We start from the raw sequence: 18,078 nt of genomic DNA, 5'->3' as shown, positions 1-18,078 counted from the left end.
TATGCCGATTCCAAGGCTGTCATTTTTTTTGTGACGTCTCCGACAGTCATGGACAGCTCGCCTGAAACGACCATGCCGATTTGGACTTCCTTGTGCTGATGCGGTTCAACGTTCGTATGCGGCGGAACGTAAGACATTAGCACTTCAGTATCGCCGCGGACGGTGGAATACTGTCTCACTCCGTTCTCCCACTCTATTAATTTTGGTGTCGGGAAATAAATCTCCTTCACATCTTGTTCAGTTTTCATAATCAACGTCTCCTTTTCCGAATAATGACCAGCTCATAGGAATGCTTTTAAATGTCTTAACAAATTTGAGCCCGTATTTTTGTCTTGCCAGTTCATTGGTTAAAGCAATGTCAGAAAGACCTTCTTTTACTTTTTTTGCCGCGGCGCTGGTTGAGTTGACCAGCTCGAACCTGACGTCTTTGCGGGTAAAATATTTAATTAAATTGATAGGTGATGGGTGTGAAACAATAATAGATGTGTCAAGCATGTCGTCGCTGAATGTGAAATCAGGACGGACAGCCAGGCCGTACATCGGTGTATCGCACCTGAAGATTTGCAAAAGCTGCAAATCCGGCCTCATGTAGAAATGTTTAATGCCGTCATAAGCATGTGGAACGATGGTGTATTCCAGCGGGCTTTGAAGAGTCCTTTCGATGCATGATTCAAATGTATCATGCAAAGATAATTTACTGTTTAGCCCTTGGAGAAGAGTAAAATTAGAGATGAAATGTTTTGCTGCGTACTCACTGCTTGTCCCTTCTGGGCCGAGCGTGTTGACTGTAATCAGTTTTGATATTGAATAAGCTTTGTTTTTTGTCTGAATGCTATTATCCAATATAATCATGAGCACCAACCAATCTTTTAAATTTTAAGTAAATTTTATCCAGCGGCAATCGAACTGTCAACATTTTTTGAAAATACTGATAATTATTCCCATACAAACAGAAAAACCCTTAAGAAAGGGTTTTTTGTTATAGGAATTTAGAAACTTTGTTTATTGGGATAAGGAATGATCTGCTTTCTGCTCATGCTTTCCGTACTTTTTATATGCGAATACACTGAGCACAAAACCGAGCACTGTAATGATGGCGCAAATCATTCCGACAGCTGCATACCCGTATCCCACATATACAGGTCCCATCAAAGCAGAACCTAATGTCACAGCCAAATTTGAGGCAAGGCTGTAAAACGCCATAATTTTCCCGCGATGACGCTCTGAGCAATCACTCAAAATGGTGCTGAGCAGCGTCACCGTCAAGCTTTGCATTAACCCCCAGATGAATAGACTGATGATTAGCAGAGGCATTGATGCGGGCGCATACGCGATACAAGCCAGCAGAACGCTGATGACCGCCAGCGCAATGATCAGAGAGCGCATTTTTCCAATGCGGTCGGCAATCTTACCTGTAAAGACACTCATGGAAAACCCGATGCCATAAATCATAATAAATAAGCCGGCAGCCGTATTGCCTCCGGTAAAAACGTCCTGTAGGTAAGAGCCTAAAAACGAATACATACCGTAAAAACCAATCATATTGCACAAAGTGATTATGATATAAACGGGAACACGCGGCACTTTAAGCGCGTCTCGAAATGTCCCCGCCGGCTCATCTTTTTCCTCCTGGACGGTGCTTTTATTATCGTTATGGCGGCGCATTTCAAATAGGACGAGCAAAACAACAAGTGCACCCATCAAGGCGAAAATCCAGAATGTCCATCTCCAATGTAAGACGCCGCCTATAAATGATCCGATCGGCACACCGAAAATCAGTGCAAGCGACCAGCTTGATACGATCAGACCCATCACTTTCCCCCGATATGTATACGGAACACGATCCCCGACAACTGCGTAAGCGGTCGGGACAAACGCACCTGCCGCCAACCCTGAAAGCGCACGGCCTAAAAAGAAGAAAAAAATATTTTGCGCCAAAGCGCATATCACGGTTCCTATAATAAAGATCACGAGTCCCAGCATTAAACTCAGTTCTCTCGAGTATTTATCCCCTAAAGGCACCAGCAGCGGGGCACCGATAAAGATCATGATCCCATATATACTGATAGATAGCGCAAGCACGCTGACATCTGAGTTGAAGGCATCTGCTAAATCAGGCAGCAGCGGTGAAATGACAAGCTCTTCAGATCCAGCCGCAAATACGCCCATTGTTAAAGCCAGCGCAAGAAATAGCGGAAAATGATGTTTTGATTTGATGTGATTGTTTTGTTTACTGTTCATTCTCCCTTAACACCTCTTCCGGAATCTTAAAATAAAGTTGAATTATAGTTTAGCATCCTTTATTTGCAATTTACAATTCGAACGAAAATAATTTTCTTTTTATTATTTTCATTCAAATACGAATAAGGGATTTCTTGTTTCAAATTTAAAATAAAATAAAAACATATCCTGGGATATGCTATAGTAATGCATTTGTTAAGGCGGGTCAGGTGATGAATCAAGGTTATTCAACAGTTAGCCCGATTTCGGGAGGATTCATCCTTCAATTTACTGACTGGTCAACTTTGCTTATCGTGCTGGCAGGGACCGGGTGTCTTATTTTTGTCACGGTTCTGACCGCATTGCCTGAATCACTGCCTGAAAGCTGATCACATGTCGGCACTTGCTTGGCGACCGGGCGTTTATGGGTTTTGCTTTCAGCCAGGCCTATATCGGGACCGGCATGTTTGCGTATATTTCCGGTTCGCCGTTTATCCTGCAAAACATATACGATGTGTCGGCTCAGATGTTCAGCATGCCGTTTGCCATCAACGGCGCTCGCCGGTGTAGCCGGGGAAGAAAACGCGCGGCCGATGGCGTTGAGTATATTCGGCTTTGATGTGCTCGCGATATTGTCCTATGTGTTTCTTGTCAGACGTAACGCGTAAAAAAGCTCTCCGGTCTCCCGGAGAGCTTCTTCTATTGCGCTTCTGTTTGCTCTTTTTTCAGCGGTTCATTTTGTAAGCGTTTCTTGATGCTCAGATGATAGTACGCATAGCAGAAAATAATGATTGGTACACCGCAGTACAAGCCGATTCTTTGATCTGGGATGAATATAAGGCTTATCAATACGCATCCGTATAATACAAACCCAAGAATCGGCACCAACGGATAAAGAGGGGTTCTGAATTCCAGGTCGTTCACGTTTCCGCCTTCAGCGAGGAACCGCCTGCGAAAGAAAAATTGCGAGGCGCAAATGGACATCCACGCGACAACTGTCACCATACCTGAGATTGATATGCACCATAAATACACGGTTTCTGCAGCCATGACGCTAGTCAGCAGCGAACAGCCGGAAATCCCAATCGTAATCAGCAGGGCATTGATCGGCACCCCTTTTTTGGTCAGTCTCGTTAAAAGAACCGGGCCCATTTTGTTTGTTGAAAGCGACCACATCATACGCGAGGCTGCATATAAACCAGAATTGGCAACAGATAAAATGGCCGTTAATATGACAAAGTTCATCATATCAGCCGCAAATGGGATGCCGATTTGATCAAGTACCGCTACAAACGGACTCTCAATCACCCCAGCCGTTTCATACGGAAGAATGGCAACCAAAACGAACATAGCCAGCACAAAGAAAAACAGTGTTCGCCAGATGACATTTCGAATGGACTTTGGCAATGTCTTTTCCGGACTTTCACTCTCCCCTGCCGCAATTCCGACCAGCTCCGTCCCCTGAAATGAGAAATTGACCATAACCAGCGTAAACATAACAGCCAGCACGCCATTTGGAAACAGTCCTTTATCAGTCATGAAATGAGATAGAAAAGGCGTTTCCTGACCGCCTTTAAAATCAATCAAGCCAAACACGGCGCACCCGCCGATCACGATAAATAATATGATCGCTGTCACTTTGATGCTCGAAAACCAAAATTCCATTTCCGCAAAGCTTCGGACAGACAGCGCATTAATCAAAAAGATGATGACACCGAAAACGAGACACCATATCCAGATCGGCACGGAGGGCAGCCATCTTTGCATCAAAATGCCCGCTGACGTTAGCTCCAAGCCGACTGTATTCGCCCAGCTGAACCAATACAGCCAGCCGATCATAAAACCTGTCGACGGCCCCAAAAACTTTGTGGCGTAGGCTTGAAACGATCCGGCCACCGGCATGGCGACAGCCAGCTCCCCTAAACAAAGCATGACCAGATACATTAAAAATCCGCCAATCATATAGGCGACAATGGCTCCGAGAGGACCCGCCTGGCTGATCGTAAAGCCGGAACCTAAAAACAGACCGGTGCCGATGACGCCGCCCAAGGCAATCATAAACAAATGCCGGCTTTTCATACTGCGCTGCAATTCATTTTTATGATCCTGCATCATCCTTCTCCCTTCGGCTCTTTTGTGCTGATATTCATCCGATAGCTTTGCAAAAGGTGAACAGTGGTCTGCTGTATCAGATCAGGCAATACATGAAATGTGTACGGCTTGTATACTCTTTCAGTCCATTTATGTCCGTCTTTTCCGTATACACCCATGTTAATGGAAGGAATGTTCAGTTTCCGTATATCTTTAAACGGAATGGTTCCAATCATCTCCCACCCCGGGAAGTTTCTGATAAAGGAATCAATTTCGTCATCGGTTTCATGCAGCGATAAAAAGCTGCCGTCTGCCAAGTAAGGGAAAAACTTTTTGAAAACAAAGGTTTCGCCTGTCGTTTCGGCGGTTTTGTCCACCGCTTCTTTGATCACATGCTGCAATAGCTGGTCTCTTGTGCTTTCTTCTTTTAAATAGTTATGCGGTAAATAAGGAGGAGCATAAAACAGAATGACTTTTGCGCCCTGATCGGGATCAAGCTTTTGGAGTTCTTCAATTGCATGAAAACATCTCATGCGCAGTTCAAGGTGCTCATTGGCTTTGAATGCTTGCTCTATACACTGCTCAGGATCGACGCCGCGGCTTCTTAGCTTTTCCATGTATTGATCCAAACTGAAGACTTGAATATCCCAAGACAAATGTCTCTTCGGAAGATTTGTTCGCTTCAGATATTCTTCATAATACTCTGATAATTTTCGTTCTGTGTCCCGGCACGCTTTCTCAGCGACTTGGGTAAGCTGGTCCATGACTTCCTTTGCTGTTTTTTCATAGATAAAATAATTGAAATACAAATAGCTGCTGACGGCGGTTTGGACGTTATAGGATTCTTTGTTATCACGCTGGTACAAGCAGGATGGGGGCAGAACTAATTCGCCTTCAATCTTTTCTGCTAAATGAATATTGTTGTGGATGCGTCTTGTGATTTCAGAAGAAATGAGATTTGGATCGATGCCAGCAAGCGTGTCTCCGACATGCACTTCCCGGCCGGATATATAAAAGCAAGGCAGCAGCTTTCCCGCGGCTCCGGTATAGATATATCTGGTTGAATCACCATCGTACAGCGGCGTAATAAAATCGGTATTAATGGCAGCCAGATACTGAATCTGTTTCTCCTTTTTTAATCGGTTCAGCTCAGAAATACTGGCGAGAATACCGGCATGCTGACTTTCTTCATCCGGGTTTGCCATAAATAATAGATTTCCCGGCAATGCTTTGGGGTTCTCTGAAAAGTGCAGGAGATTGGACAAATGCACCGCGATGCCGCTTTGCATGTCGACAGAGCCTCTGCCGAACATCCACTCACCCGACTTGGCGTCCCGCTGAACGTCTTCATCAAAGTCATAGTTGGAGAAATACTCAGCCAATTTTCCAGAATCAAAAGCGATATCCTTAAGCGGGCCGAAATCTTCAATTCCCACCGTATCCAAGTGGGCGTGATAAATGACAGTATTCCGGCTTTCCCCGCTGCCTTCCACAAACGCAAAAATATTTTTCCGGTTGTACGGGTCATTAGGAATAGCCTGTTCCCATACATGGCAAGGATGTTCCTGAAAGTAAGGATAGCTCATGATGACTTCTTTGATAAAATCTGCTTTCGTCCCTTCGCCGATGGTGCCGTTTACACTGCTGAGGCTGACCAAAGACTTTGTCAGTGTCTCAACCCGTTCTGCCGGCGGCATGTGACTGATTTTTGTATAGAGCATACATCATCCCCCTCATCCAAACATGTAAATAGTGCGATCTAAAAACAATCGCACTATTTCGGTTTTCTCAATTAATACGCTTCGGACGTTGTTTTCGCCTGCATATGAAGAATTAAATAATCCGGACCTCCTGCTTTTGAGTCTGTTCCGGACATATTAAACCCGCCGAATGGCTGATAGCCGACAATAGCTCCGGTACAGCCTCTGTTAAAGTATAAGTTTCCGACATGAAAATCCTCGCGAGCCCGTTCAATGTGTGCACGGTTGTTCGTCAGCAGAGCGCCTGTCAGTCCGTATTCTGTGTTATTTGCAATCTCAAGCATATGATCGAAATCACGCGCTTTGCAGATGGCAGCAACCGGACCGAAGATTTCTTCCTGCATGAGACGCGCATGTTCATCAACATCTGCAAAGATCGTCGGCTGAATAAAGTAGCCTTTTGAATCATCGCCTTCTCCGCCGGCCAAAAGCTTGCCTTCAGACTTGCCGATTTCAATATAGCTCATGACTTTATTGTAGGAAGCTTCATGAATCACAGGCCCCATATACGTATCAGGATCTTCCGGACTTCCGACTGTCAGCGTTTTGGTCAGCGCAACTGCTTTTTCTACGACTTCATCATAGACATCCTGATGAATCACTGCACGGGAACCCGCTGAACATTTTTGCCCTGAGTACCCGAATGCGGAGTAAACAATAGAAGAGGCAGCAAGATCCAAATCAGCATCTTTGTCGACAAGCACTGTGTCTTTCCCGCCCATTTCAGCAATCACGCGTTTCAGCCATTTTTGGCCCGGCTGCACTTTTGCGGCACGCTCGTAAATCCGGCAGCCGACCGCACGGGAACCTGTAAATGATACAAATCTTGTTTTAGGGTGTTCTACTAAGAAATCACCAATTTCCGCTCCGTCTCCCGGAATGTAATTGAGAACGCCGTTTGGCAAACCCGCTTCCTCCATCACCTCGACAAATTTAGCAGCCACTACTGGCGCAGCATCTGCCGGCTTCAACAGGATCGTATTCCCCGTGACAATCGCAGCCGCAGCAGTCCCTGCCATAATGGCGAGCGGGAAATTAAATGGCGAAATGACAATGCCGACGCCAAGCGCTTTATAATGATATTGATTGTACTCGCCTGCCCGGCTCTTTACCGGAGCCCCGTCCTTCAGTTTTAAGCTTTGGCGCGCGTAGTATTCTAAAAAGTCTATTGCTTCCGCTGTGTCAGCATCTGCTTCCTTCCACGGTTTTCCCGCTTCCTTTACAAGATAGCTTGAAAATTCATGCTTTCTTCTGCGCAAAATAGCCGCAGCTTTAAAAAAGATATTCGCACGGTGCTCCGGTCTTTGTTTTTTCCACGATTCAAATGCCTGTAACGCCGATTGCATCGCTTTTTCAGCAAGCTCTTGATTAGCCGCTGAGGCGTAGCCGATCACTTCTTCCTTATTGGCCGGATTAATCGAAGCAATTTTACGATCCGTTTCGATCTTTTCTCCATTAATGACAAGCGGATAATGCTTGCCGAGCTGAGTATTTACAAAGGCCAGTGATTCTTGAAAGGCTGTTTTATTCTTTGCTTCCTTAAAATCAGTGAATGGTTCGTGCGCATATGAAACGGTCATATGTAATCCCCCTCGTTATGTAATGTGTCTTCATACGAATATAAAAGCAAGATTCGTACCAATATTTCGTCTTTTCACAAAAAAACTTGTAGAATCGCAGAGAACTTTGTCAGAAATCTAAACATTTTCCCTTTTATGAGTATAAAGTGCAAAATCACTTTGCGATTTTTATGTCGTTCGCAAACAAAAATGCAAAATATTTTTGCAGGAGAAAGGGGGGATTATCCCCCCTAAACCCATCCGCGGAATTGAGACGCCTCTGCAGATTTTCTGATTCCCGTCATGTAAGCCGCCAAGCGCATATCGACTTTGTGTGCGGCCGCGGTCTGATAAATCGTTTCAAATGAATTGACCATCACGTTTCTCAGCTTTTCAGCAACCTCTTCTTCTGCCCAATAATATCCTTGGTTGTTTTGAACCCATTCAAAGTAAGAAACCGTTACGCCGCCGGCACTCGCCAGTATATCCGGCACCAGGAGTACGCCTTTTTCATTCAAAATCTTTGTCGCGTCGATTGTCGTCGGCCCGTTAGCCGCTTCGACCACAATTGAGGCCTTAATGTTATGGGCGTTTTTGGCTGTGATTTGATTTGAAATAGCCGCCGGCACTAAAATATCGCATTCTTGTTCGAGCAGCTCTTCATTTGTGATGACATCTGTAAATAAATTGGTGACCATTCCGAAACTGTCCCGCTTATCGAGCAAATAAGGAATATCGAGGCCATCCGGGTTGTACAGACCGCCGTGGGCATCCGAAATCCCGATAACCTTGGCGCCGGCATCATGCATAAATTTAGCCAGAAAACTGCCGGCGTTCCCAAAGCCCTGTATGATGATGCGCGCGTTTTGCAGCTTGATTCCTTTTTTCTTAACCGCTTCTTCTATACAAATGGTTACGCCTTGAGCGGTTGCTGTTTCCCGGCCCTGTGAGCCGCCTAAAACGAGCGGTTTTCCTGTGATAAAACCCGGGGAATCGAATTCCCGAAGCCGGCTGTATTCGTCCATCATCCACGCCATAATTTGCGAATTGGTGTATACATCGGGAGCGGGAATATCCTTTGTCGGGCCGACTAACTGGCTGATGGCGCGGACATACCCCCGGCTCAGCCGTTCCAATTCTCCAAACGACATTGTCCGCGGATCACAAATAATGCCGCCCTTTCCGCCGCCGTACGGCAAATTCGTGATCCCGCATTTGAGCGTCATCCAAATCGATAACGCCTTCACTTCCTCTTCATTCACCTCGGGATGAAAACGCACGCCCCCTTTTGTCGGGCCGACCGCGTCATTGTGCTGTGAACGATAGCCTGTAAACACTTTCACACTGCCGTTATCCATTTTCACCGGAATTCGTACAGTGAGCATTCTCATCGGTTCTTTCATTAATTCATACATTCCGCTCGGATAGCCCAATTTCCGCAGGGCTTCCTTTATGATCGCTTGCGTAGACAGAAATAAATTGAGAGCTTCTTTTTCTTCATCCTTTGTGATTTGTTTTTCTGACATGTTTTTTCACCTCATCATATTTTTATCTCCAGAAAAATGTAAGCGCTTTTAAAAAAAACTGTAATAGATCAATTCCTTTCTTGATTGGGTTCACCCTTATCTACATGCAAGATTCGTACCAGTTTTTTAACCATACAAAAAAAGAGGCTGATATCACACCAGCCCCTGATCATTTCTATTGATATTAACGAGGGTCGATAACCAGCTGTGTTTCAGCATAAAAACTGCCGATTCCCAGACCGTTTACCACATCGCCTTTAATCGTGTATGCGCCTGCACGCGGAAGCGTTTTGCGCACCATGACGAGATCGAATTCAGACGCCCCTAACAAATCAAGCGTAAGCGGCAGCCTGACCGTTTTTCCATCGTTTAAAATCTGTGTTTCTTTCAGTGTTCTCCCATTCACAGAATCTCTTGTTGTCGCGTGGAATCCGTCAGGAAATTGAAACTCGACTGCTCCCAGAGAAAGCACTGCGTTTGGTTTATAAGTCACTTCAATATCTGAAGTCGTCCATTCTTTTGTACTGTTTACGGTTTTTGCCTCAATTGATGCAGACTGTGCATGCGCTTGGCCTGAAGGAAGCAAGATTGATAGCAGGACAGCTGAACTGATGAAAAATGAAGATACGAATGAATTTCTTTTTAACATGACATTTCCTCCTCAAATCACGGTTGGAATTTGGCCAGAGCGTCCTCTGCAGAAAAAGCGTTTTACCGTAACTCGCGAATTACCATTTCTTTTTCTTAAAAGTTAATCTATCACCATTTTCCATGGAAGTAAATGTTTTTTCAGGAATATTAACACTTGGAATGATGTAATAAATTCTTCCTATTTACACAAGATTCTAATAGACTATTTCTGATCCGTATCTAGTAAAATATGAGCCTTGTATCTCTATCTTTTGTCCTGATATCAAAACAGGACAAAAAAAGTCGAAGATGCCTGATGATCTTCGATGGATAACTGCTCTATGATTTATTTAAATTCGGTATTCCAGTTAAAACCGATTGTCTCATCATTCCATGGGACTCTTTTTTCATCGGGCTGATCAGGGTTATACGAGGTTGTCGTAAAATAGATAATTGTCAGCGGCGTTTCGCCCAGCACTCTGTATCCGTGAGCGACGCCTTTTGGAATCAATAACAGCATCGGGTTGTCTTCTCCCATATAATAGACATCGGTTTCTCCCTTTGTTTCTGAATCCTCCCGCAGGTCGTAAAGGACAACCTGAGCGTGGCCTGTCGGGAAGAACCAGAGATCATCCTGCTTCTCGTGATAATGAAACGCTTTAATCACACCCGGATAGCTTTTGGACCAAGACGCCTGCCCAAAATGCTCAAGAAGGTTCTCATCATCGCGAACCAGTTCGGCAAAAAAACCTCTGTCATCACAATGCTTTGTCAGTTTCTTAACCTTGACTCCTTCAATCACGCGCACTGCTCCTTTCCTGCAAAAATTCCCGTAAAGCTTCCCGCCAATGGCGCGGGCGTATGCCGGCTTCTTCAATGGCACGGTGGCTCAGCACAGAGTAAGCCGGCCGGGGTGTCGGATTCCCGTATTCCTCTGTCGTCACGGGCGTAATCGTTGTGTTCAGCCCGCTTTCTTCCATAATGGCCTTTGCGAACTCATACCAGCTGCATATGCCTGAATTGCTGACATGGTAGATGCCCGGCGGATGACTGAACAGCTTGATAACCGCTTCCGCCAAATCCTTCGTATAGGTCGGCGAGCCGATTTGATCATTCACAACCCGCAGCTCTTGTTTTGTTTCTGCGAGCTTCAGCATCGTATGAACAAAATTGCTGCCGCTTTGTCCATACACCCACGATGTTCTGATGATCGTGCTGTCGGTTCTTGCTAACTGGATCAGCTCTTCTCCGAGTTTTTTACTTTTACCGTAGATGGTGTTCGGGTCAAGGTGGCCGTCTTCCCTGTATGGCTGGGTCCCCTTCCCGTCAAATACATAATCCGTGCTGATATGAACATATTGCGCTCCGATGCGGGATGACTCCAGCGCAGTGTAATAAGCGCCAACTCCGTTGATCAAGTAAGCTTTATCCAGCTCCGTCTCGCATTTGTCGACGGACGTAAACGCGGCGGTATTGACCACGATATCCGGCTGATAATGCCCGAACGAATGCCGTACAGAACGCTGATCGGCGATGTTCATCATCTGCTTTGTTAACGCAATGACCTCATATCCGGCTTGCTTCAGCTGGCGGCACAGCTCCAAGCCAAGCTGTCCGCCCGCACCGGTTACCAATACCTTTGTCAATCGGATCACCTTCTCATCGGTCATTGTCTGTATACCAGCGAATCGTGCGCGCAATGCCTTCTTCAAACGGCACTTCCTGCCGCCAGCCAAGCTCATTTTTCAGCTTTGACGCATTGATCGCATAGCGCCGGTCATGCCCTTTTCGGTCTTCGACGTGAGCAAACAATTCCTCACAGCCCAAATGTTTCATGATGATACTCGCCAGCTCTTTATTCGTGCGTTCATTTCCGCCGCCGATATTATACACCTCACCGTCGGTTCCTTTTTCTAAAATAAGCTTGATGGCGCGGCAATGGTCCTCTGCAAAAAGCCAGTCTCTGATCTGAAGCCCGTCACCGTAGAGCGGAACCGGCAAGCCTTGTTTTGCATGGCGGATAATCGTTGGGATCATTTTTTCACTATGCTGATATGGGCCGTAATTGTTGCTGCAGCGTGTAATAATAGCCGGCAGTTTGTGTGTTTTCACATACGATAGAACAAGAAGGTCAGAGCTCGCTTTGCTCGCGGAATAAGGGTTGTTAGGAGAAAGCGGCGTTGCTTCCGTAAATGCGGGATCATTCGCTTCTAAATCCCCGTACACCTCGTCTGTTGAAATATGAATCAGCTTTTTGGCTTTTCCTTGCAAGACTGCCTCCGCCAGACGGTATGTGCCCATGACATTCGTTGTGATAAACGGCTCCGCTTGGGAGATGCTTCTGTCTACATGCGATTCCGCGGCGAAATGAATCACGGCGTCATAGGTCTCGTCAAACGCCCGGTCGATATCCTCCTGAATGCTGATATCCCCTTTTACAAACCGAAACCGGCTGTTTCCCTTTAGTTTTTCGATTTCCTGCGGGTGGCTGGCATACGTTAATTTATCTAGAACAGTAATGCGCGCATCCGTTTCCTTGAGCATGAGCTTTGTAAACGTGAGCCCTATGAATCCGGCCCCGCCTGTAATGAAATATGATTTTGCCATAGCTATTCGTCCTGTCCTTTCTGTAAAGCCTGATGTACCAGCCGGGAGGCGAGATAAAGCGATTCGTGTGTTCCTGCATCGACCCACCAGCCCGATAACACATCATACGTAAGCTTGCTGTTTTCAATGTATAAATTATTTACATCAGTGATTTCCAGCTCGCCGCGCTTTGATGGTGATATTTGTTCAATATATGAAAACACTTCTGCATCATACATGTAAATGCCGGTTACACAAAGGTTGGTCAGCGGATTTGCAGGTTTTTCAATAATGGATCGAATGTGTTTATTTTTCTCATCAATCTCAGCAATCCCAAAACGTTCTGGATCATCCACTTCTTTCAGAAGCACTTTCGCACCTTTTCCCTGCTGTTGAAATCGCTCCGTATAAGGCTTTAATGAATCTTCGAATATATTATCACCTAATAATAAAATAAAAGGCTCCTTTCCGGTAAAGCGTTTTGCATATGATAACCCATCTGAAATTCCCGATGCGGCGGGCTGCACTTGATAAGTGACGGAGACGCCAAGCTCCTCCCCGCTTCCCAGCAGCTTATAAAACTGCGGCATGTGCTCTTTTTGGCTGATGAGTAAAATCTCTTTAATTCCGGCTTCCTCAAGCTTCATTATCGACCAGTAAATCATCGGATAAGGGCCTACAGGAAGCAAATGCTTGTTGACGGCTTTGGTTAAGGGCATAAGGCGTGAGCCGTTTCCTCCGGCTAAAATGACACCTTTCACATTAACACTTCCTTACGTGCATTTTTATATCTTATCATCAAGCAAATCATAAAGAATGGCTGATACCCGTTTCATTCCTTTTCCATCTACGAGCGGCCTTCCTCCCTCGTGCAGAGAAAGACGGAGAGGATAGCTGCTGAATATTTGTGACATATGATAAGCAAGCTTTTCGACGGATACATTCTCTCCCAGGCCAAGATCAAGAACGGCGCCATGTTCCGCAAATTTTGCAGCGGTTGTGGTTTGATGGGCAACCTGAGAAAGTACGAGGCACGGCACGCCGATACAGATCGCTTCATAAAGCGAGATGCCGCCGGCGACAATGGCTGCATCTGCTTGTTTCATAAACACAGCCATGTCATTTGTCTGCTCGATTAGTGCGTATTGGGGTTTGTTTTGAATCAATTTACGGACCGCCTCTTGATGCGGCGAAGCGCTGCCCATGATAAAAATCATTTTCTTGTCTTTCCTGTCCGGGAGCTGATCGGCCGCTGCTATCACTTTAAAAACAAGCTGCTTTGGATCGCTTCCTCCTAATGCAACAAGAATATTGCGGCAGTCTTCCTTAAGTGCGTAATCAGCTCTTGCGGCTTGAAAGGCAGGGTGGAGAATCAGATAATCCGGGCCTTCATAGACACGGGCGTTTCCCTGATCGTAAACCTTGCTTCTGACATCGCCGTAAATTCCGTTAATGACCGCATCACTTTGACCTATCGCTTTCTCATTTTTTTCTTCGAACAGAACGATTTTGGCATCTGTGCCTGCTTTTATTTTTGTTAATAAATCGACAGGTGCACCAAGGATATCGAATAAAAGCAGATCGAGCTTTTTATCGTTTATTTCCCGGAGAATACATTCATTTTGCTGAAGCCCCGGTTTTACGATGACCTGCCAGTACTCTTCTTGAAGAAATTGTTCAGACTCGTCATTTGTGTAAAACGTAATGGAACAGCGGTGTTTGAGTTCTTGCGCAAGCCTTTTCATTCGAACGACGTGCCCCATTCCTTTCTCGAACCCGCCGTCTGCGAATATCCCGATATGCATGCTACTCAACCTCTTTTTGCTTTGTCATACCGTTCATCGCCGCCAGATCAGGGTGCTGGTTCAGCAGGCTGATTAACTCTGCAGCCGAGACATCAGGGCGCTCGCCTGCTTTTTGATAGAGGGCTGAGACCAATTGATAGTCTTCCTCCGTATCGACGGTCAGCCGATATTGAGGAGCGCAGAGCTGTTCCGGAGCCTCTAAAAACTGCAAACGGTAAAGATGGGGATGTTTCCGGACATACAAGGTGACATGCTCTTGGTATTTATCCTCCAGCATTTTGATGCCGCTGATATCGAGCAAAAGCTTGGCGCTCACCGCTTCACCGCAAATGCCTAACGGCGTGTTCAGGATATACGTATAATCCGCACCTTGATCAAGATGAGCTGAAATCATCATATCGAGCAACTCTGGATCGACAAACGGATTATCCCCCGTTAAGCGGATGACGACTTCCGGTTTCGCAGCCTTTATGACTCGCGCAAATCTGTCGAGAACCCGTTCCTCACTGCCGCGGAAAACGCGAATGCCGTTCTTGATGCAGTGTGCCTCTAATACATCGTCGGCTTTTTTGTCAGATGTAGCGATGACAAGATTATCGCGCTCCTTTTGATAGAACGCGCTTTGCCGTACGCGCTGAACGAGAATATCGAGTAAATGCTCCGAACCAAGCGGACGCAGTACTTTTCCAGGAAGGCGTTCCGATCCCATTCTCGCCTGCACGATAAAAAGTATGTCATCCATGGGACGGGCTGTCCTTCGTTAAAATATCTTCCCACGTAATGCCTGTGTCTGCCGGGATGTCCCTTACCGCACGCACGCCGCCGGTCAATAGCTCAAAAAATCTCGGGTGCAGCCCCTGAGGCTTTTGTCCGGGGCGGAGCACGGCAATATTGTTTTCGCTGAAGGCATCCCCTTTTTGAATCGGAGCCGTTGTGAAAATTCCCCTATATGCAAATTTTCTGATCTCACCCTCAATGGCAGTTGTTGTTTTGTATGAACTGCCCAGCAGCTTTTCAGAAACTGGCTTCCTGATGCCTAGTTTCAGCTCGGCTTCCGTTTCCCTGATGGCCTTGACCATTTCCTTTAATTCATCCGGATTTAATGCAAATGAATGATCAGCCCCCGGCAGGTTTTTATCGATAGTAAAATGCTTTTCTATCAGTCTGGCGCCGAGCCGGACCGCGGCACATGGCGCTTCTGTCGGGTGTTCGCTATGATCCGAAAAACCGATGGGCGCATCCGGAAAAGCGGCGGCAAGCATCGGGATCACACTGAGGTTGCTGTATTCAGGCGGTGCAGGGTATTTCGCCACACAATGCATAATGGCAATTTCGTGGTTGCCCTCTGCTCTGATGGTGCGCCAAGCCTCATGAATATCAGCAATTTCCGCTCCGGCTGTCGAAAAAATCATCGGCCTGTTCATGCGGGCGACGTACTTGAGCAGCGGGAGATGGTTAATTTCATAGGATGCGATTTTAAAAGCACTTGGAGAAGTGGAAAGCAGCAGATCAGCTGATCCTTCATCACACACCGTGCTTAAAAAAATCACCTGTTTCTTGCGACAGTAGTCCAAAAGCGGATCAATCCACTCCGCGGGCAATTCCATGGACTGAACAAGAGAAAAAATTGATACATCATTGCCCGCAGCCGTTTTGTATAATCCAGGATCTTTCTGATACATCTTATCAGCCTGGAACATTTGAAATTTAACGGCATCTGCACCCGCTTCCGCCGCGGCATCAATCAGTGCAAAGGCCTGATCCAATTTTCCGTCATGATTAATTCCTGCCTCGGCAATGATAAAAACGGGAGCATCTTTGCCGACAGTTTTGTTTGCGATCTGAAAACCCGCCATTATTTCGCCTCCTTGCCCGGCCAAATGTGGTAATAGTAATATGATTGAACAGCGGTGAAGCCCATTCTTTCATATAGGCGGATCGCTCTTACATTATGAAGCTGCGTCCCCGCTGTTACCGTTTTATGCTTCAGCGTCTCCGGTTGTTCTATGAGATGCGCCAATAAATGAAACGCGATACGCTTGCCTTCATACCCCGGCTTCACAGCCATCAAATCAAGCACATACTCATCACCTTTTGATAAACCTTGCAGGTAGCCGATTATTTCCCCATTATATCTAGCGGCAATATTGATATCCGCTCTCCCCATCAGATTGTTTCGTGTCCACTCTTGAAAGATTTTGTTCGCTGCCTCACGGCTGAGATAAGGATCGTGAAAATATCTGCTTTTCGTAAATGCGTCGCTGGCTAACTGGCAAATCTCTTCGGTGTCTCCAGGCTCAGGCTGAACCAGTTCAAAAAATGGCGGCGTTTTTTCATATATAGACGGGGTCTTCGCCAGTTTAAGCAAACTGCCGACAAAATAAGATGACGGTTGCTGCTGAATGACATGTACTGCTCCGATATCCTCTGCCGGTACACGCACAAACACAAAATCCGTTTCATCCGTTTGCCGAACAGAATAAAAGGCCTGAAATAGCCGTTTCAGCTGTCCTGTGCTGTTAGCCGCGAGAAGCTTTACATTCATGGCTTTTTTCTGGAGCATTTTGCTTTCCCAAAGGGCGTCTTCATACAGCATCACGCCTTGAAGCTGGCTGTTTTCAAATAGGCCGAGCGAAAATTGATACGACCCGTCAAGTGTCATCTGTTTGCTTTGGAGAAATTCCATGATCGCCTCTTTGGAAACATTCTCTTTTATCGTATACACCTAACCAGCCCCTTTTGCGATGTCCCGCACGGCCTCTATCACGTCGTTGACATCTTCGTCAGACATTGATGGATACAGCGGGAGTGACAGGGTGCGTTTGTAATACTTCATGGCGAGCGGGTAGTCTGTTTCCTTAAATCCGAATTCCTTTTGATAATACGGATGAATATGCACTGGGATAAAATGAACACTGGTCCCGATATTGTATTCATCCTTTAGAGCCGTAATCATTTCATCCCGAGTGACGCCGGCCTGTTTTTCATCAACTTGCAGTACATATAAATGCCAGGCATGCCGTCCTTCGTTGTGAACAAACGGCGTGATCAGCCCCGGGATTTGCTGAAAAGCGGCTTGATACTGACCTGCAATCTCTTCTCTCCGTTTTTGCATGTCATCCAGCCGTTTCAGCTGATGAAGCCCGAGCGCCGCCTGCAGATCAAACATGTTCATTTTGTAGCCGGGCGACTCGACCTCATAGTACCAGCTGCCATTTGAAGAATAACGGTTCCACGCGCCTTTGCTCATGCCGTGAAGGCTCAGAACCCTGATTTTGTCGGCAAGCTTCTCATCATCCGTCGTCAGCATGCCGCCTTCCCCTGTCGCCAGGTTTTTGGTCGCGTAGAAGCTGAATGCTGTCGCATCCCCGATGGAGCCGATCATTCTCTGCTTATAAGTGGTGTATACTGCGTGCGCCGCATCCTCGAGCACAAATAGACCGTGCGTTTGGGCAATGGCTAAAATTGCGTCCATGTCACAGGACTGCCCCCCAAAGTGGACGGGTACAACGGCTTTCGTCCGCGGTGTGACCGCCGTCTCAAGCTTTTTCGGATCAATGTTAAGCGTCTTTTCATCTATATCCGCAAACACCGGCGTTGCTCCGGTATGAATAATCGTATTGGCGGTTGAGCTGAACGTCAGTGGAGAGGTTATGACTTCATCACCCAGTCCGACCCCTTTTGCTTTTAAAGCCAAAAATAAAGCAGCGGTACATGAATTCAGCGCCACGGCGTGCTTGGCTCCGACAAACGCGGCAAACTCTTTTTCAAACTGCTGAACCTTCGGGCCTTTGGAAAGCCATCCGGATTCAAGCGTTTCTGTGACCTCCTGAATTTCTTCCTTTCCGATCAGCGGCAAGGAATAAGGAAGAAAATGATTTCTCTTTTGCACCATTTCTTT

18 protein-coding genes and 1 pseudogene are annotated in these 18,078 nt (G+C 46.3%); 2 read left to right on the top strand and 17 right to left on the bottom strand.

Features of this window, described 5'->3' with window-relative positions; translation table 11 throughout:
- The 3 genes and pseudogenes from bacB to CJU60_RS01820 all read right to left on the bottom strand — a co-directional run.
- Positions 1-248: pseudogene (gene bacB, locus CJU60_RS01830) on the bottom strand (3-((4R)-4-hydroxycyclohexa-1,5-dien-1-yl)-2-oxopropanoate isomerase); the annotation flags it as partial.
- On the bottom strand, positions 238-852 hold the full coding sequence (gene bacA, locus CJU60_RS01825; protein WP_095712765.1) for a prephenate decarboxylase: 615 nt from the start codon (positions 850-852) through the stop codon (positions 238-240). The gene bacA and the pseudogene bacB, both read right to left, overlap by 11 nt.
- A 150-nt stretch (positions 853-1,002) precedes the next feature.
- Positions 1,003-2,241 (bottom strand): MFS transporter, encoded by a 1,239-nt coding sequence (locus CJU60_RS01820; RefSeq protein WP_024123249.1) that lies wholly within the window; start codon positions 2,239-2,241, stop codon positions 1,003-1,005.
- A 212-nt stretch (positions 2,242-2,453) separates the two neighbouring features.
- Here CJU60_RS01820 and CJU60_RS22125 point away from each other — a divergent pair, with 212 nt between their 5' ends.
- Both CJU60_RS22125 and CJU60_RS22120 read left to right on the top strand, forming a co-directional pair.
- Positions 2,454-2,609: a hypothetical protein gene (locus tag CJU60_RS22125; RefSeq protein WP_024123250.1), complete on the top strand. Its 156-nt coding sequence runs from the start codon at positions 2,454-2,456 to the stop codon at positions 2,607-2,609.
- Positions 2,610-2,687: 78 nt separating this feature from the next.
- Positions 2,688-2,888, top strand: coding sequence for a hypothetical protein (locus tag CJU60_RS22120; protein ID WP_255237713.1), 201 nt, complete (start codon positions 2,688-2,690; stop codon positions 2,886-2,888).
- 31 nt (positions 2,889-2,919) lie between these two features.
- Here the strand turns inward: CJU60_RS22120 and CJU60_RS01810 are convergent, their stop codons facing one another.
- The 14 genes from CJU60_RS01810 to CJU60_RS01745 all read right to left on the bottom strand — a co-directional run bounded on the left by CJU60_RS01810 (position 2,920) and on the right by CJU60_RS01745 (position 18,072).
- On the bottom strand, positions 2,920-4,332 hold the full coding sequence (locus CJU60_RS01810; RefSeq protein ID WP_024123252.1) for an amino acid permease: 1,413 nt from the start codon (positions 4,330-4,332) through the stop codon (positions 2,920-2,922).
- A complete protein-coding gene (locus CJU60_RS01805) occupies positions 4,332-6,032 on the bottom strand; it encodes a M20 family metallopeptidase (RefSeq protein WP_095712764.1) in 1,701 nt (566 codons plus the stop codon). The genes CJU60_RS01810 and CJU60_RS01805 overlap by 1 nt, the downstream gene beginning before the upstream one ends.
- Positions 6,033-6,103: 71 nt before the next feature.
- Positions 6,104-7,651: an L-glutamate gamma-semialdehyde dehydrogenase gene (pruA, locus tag CJU60_RS01800; RefSeq protein WP_095712763.1), complete on the bottom strand. Its 1,548-nt coding sequence runs from the start codon at positions 7,649-7,651 to the stop codon at positions 6,104-6,106.
- Positions 7,652-7,881: 230 nt separating this feature from the next.
- Entirely contained in the window at positions 7,882-9,156 is a 1,275-nt protein-coding gene (gene rocG, locus CJU60_RS01795) for a glutamate dehydrogenase (RefSeq protein WP_024123255.1), read from the bottom strand.
- Between the two features lie 184 nt (positions 9,157-9,340).
- Complete coding sequence (gene bslB, locus CJU60_RS01790) at positions 9,341-9,805, bottom strand: biofilm surface layer hydrophobin BslB (protein ID WP_095712762.1); 465 nt, start codon at positions 9,803-9,805, stop codon at positions 9,341-9,343.
- A gap of 327 nt (positions 9,806-10,132) precedes the next feature.
- A complete protein-coding gene (locus CJU60_RS01785) occupies positions 10,133-10,588 on the bottom strand; it encodes a dTDP-4-dehydrorhamnose 3,5-epimerase family protein (RefSeq protein ID WP_095712761.1) in 456 nt (151 codons plus the stop codon).
- Positions 10,581-11,432 (bottom strand): dTDP-4-dehydrorhamnose reductase, encoded by an 852-nt coding sequence (gene rfbD / locus CJU60_RS01780; RefSeq protein WP_095712760.1) that lies wholly within the window; start codon positions 11,430-11,432, stop codon positions 10,581-10,583. The genes CJU60_RS01785 and rfbD overlap by 8 nt, the downstream gene beginning before the upstream one ends.
- Positions 11,433-11,445: 13 nt before the next feature.
- Entirely contained in the window at positions 11,446-12,393 is a 948-nt protein-coding gene (rfbB, locus tag CJU60_RS01775) for a dTDP-glucose 4,6-dehydratase (protein ID WP_095712759.1), read from the bottom strand.
- A gap of 2 nt (positions 12,394-12,395) precedes the next feature.
- Entirely contained in the window at positions 12,396-13,133 is a 738-nt protein-coding gene (locus CJU60_RS01770) for a sugar phosphate nucleotidyltransferase (protein ID WP_095712758.1), read from the bottom strand.
- Between the two features lie 24 nt (positions 13,134-13,157).
- On the bottom strand, positions 13,158-14,177 hold the full coding sequence (locus tag CJU60_RS01765; RefSeq protein WP_024123260.1) for a PseG/SpsG family protein: 1,020 nt from the start codon (positions 14,175-14,177) through the stop codon (positions 13,158-13,160).
- A gap of 1 nt (position 14,178) precedes the next feature.
- Positions 14,179-14,919: a cytidylyltransferase domain-containing protein gene (locus CJU60_RS01760; protein ID WP_024123261.1), complete on the bottom strand. Its 741-nt coding sequence runs from the start codon at positions 14,917-14,919 to the stop codon at positions 14,179-14,181.
- Positions 14,912-16,033, bottom strand: a complete 1,122-nt coding sequence (locus tag CJU60_RS01755) for an N-acetylneuraminate synthase family protein (protein WP_095712757.1) — start codon at positions 16,031-16,033, stop codon at positions 14,912-14,914. The genes CJU60_RS01760 and CJU60_RS01755 overlap by 8 nt, the downstream gene beginning before the upstream one ends.
- The gene (locus CJU60_RS01750; protein ID WP_095712756.1) at positions 16,033-16,902 is read right to left on the bottom strand and encodes a GNAT family N-acetyltransferase; all 870 of its coding nucleotides are present in this window, start codon (positions 16,900-16,902) and stop codon (positions 16,033-16,035) included. The genes CJU60_RS01755 and CJU60_RS01750 overlap by 1 nt, the downstream gene beginning before the upstream one ends.
- The gene (locus CJU60_RS01745; protein WP_095712755.1) at positions 16,903-18,072 is read right to left on the bottom strand and encodes a DegT/DnrJ/EryC1/StrS family aminotransferase; all 1,170 of its coding nucleotides are present in this window, start codon (positions 18,070-18,072) and stop codon (positions 16,903-16,905) included. It abuts the gene before it with no gap.
- Positions 18,073-18,078 lie beyond the last annotated feature (6 nt).

Origin of the sequence: Bacillus sp. 7705b (genome assembly GCF_002289525.1) — a bacterium.
In the GTDB taxonomy this organism is placed as follows: domain Bacteria; phylum Bacillota; class Bacilli; order Bacillales; family Bacillaceae; genus Bacillus; species Bacillus halotolerans.
The sequence above is the reverse complement of the archived record's forward strand: the minus strand, read 5'-3'. Positions and strand labels throughout refer to the sequence as shown.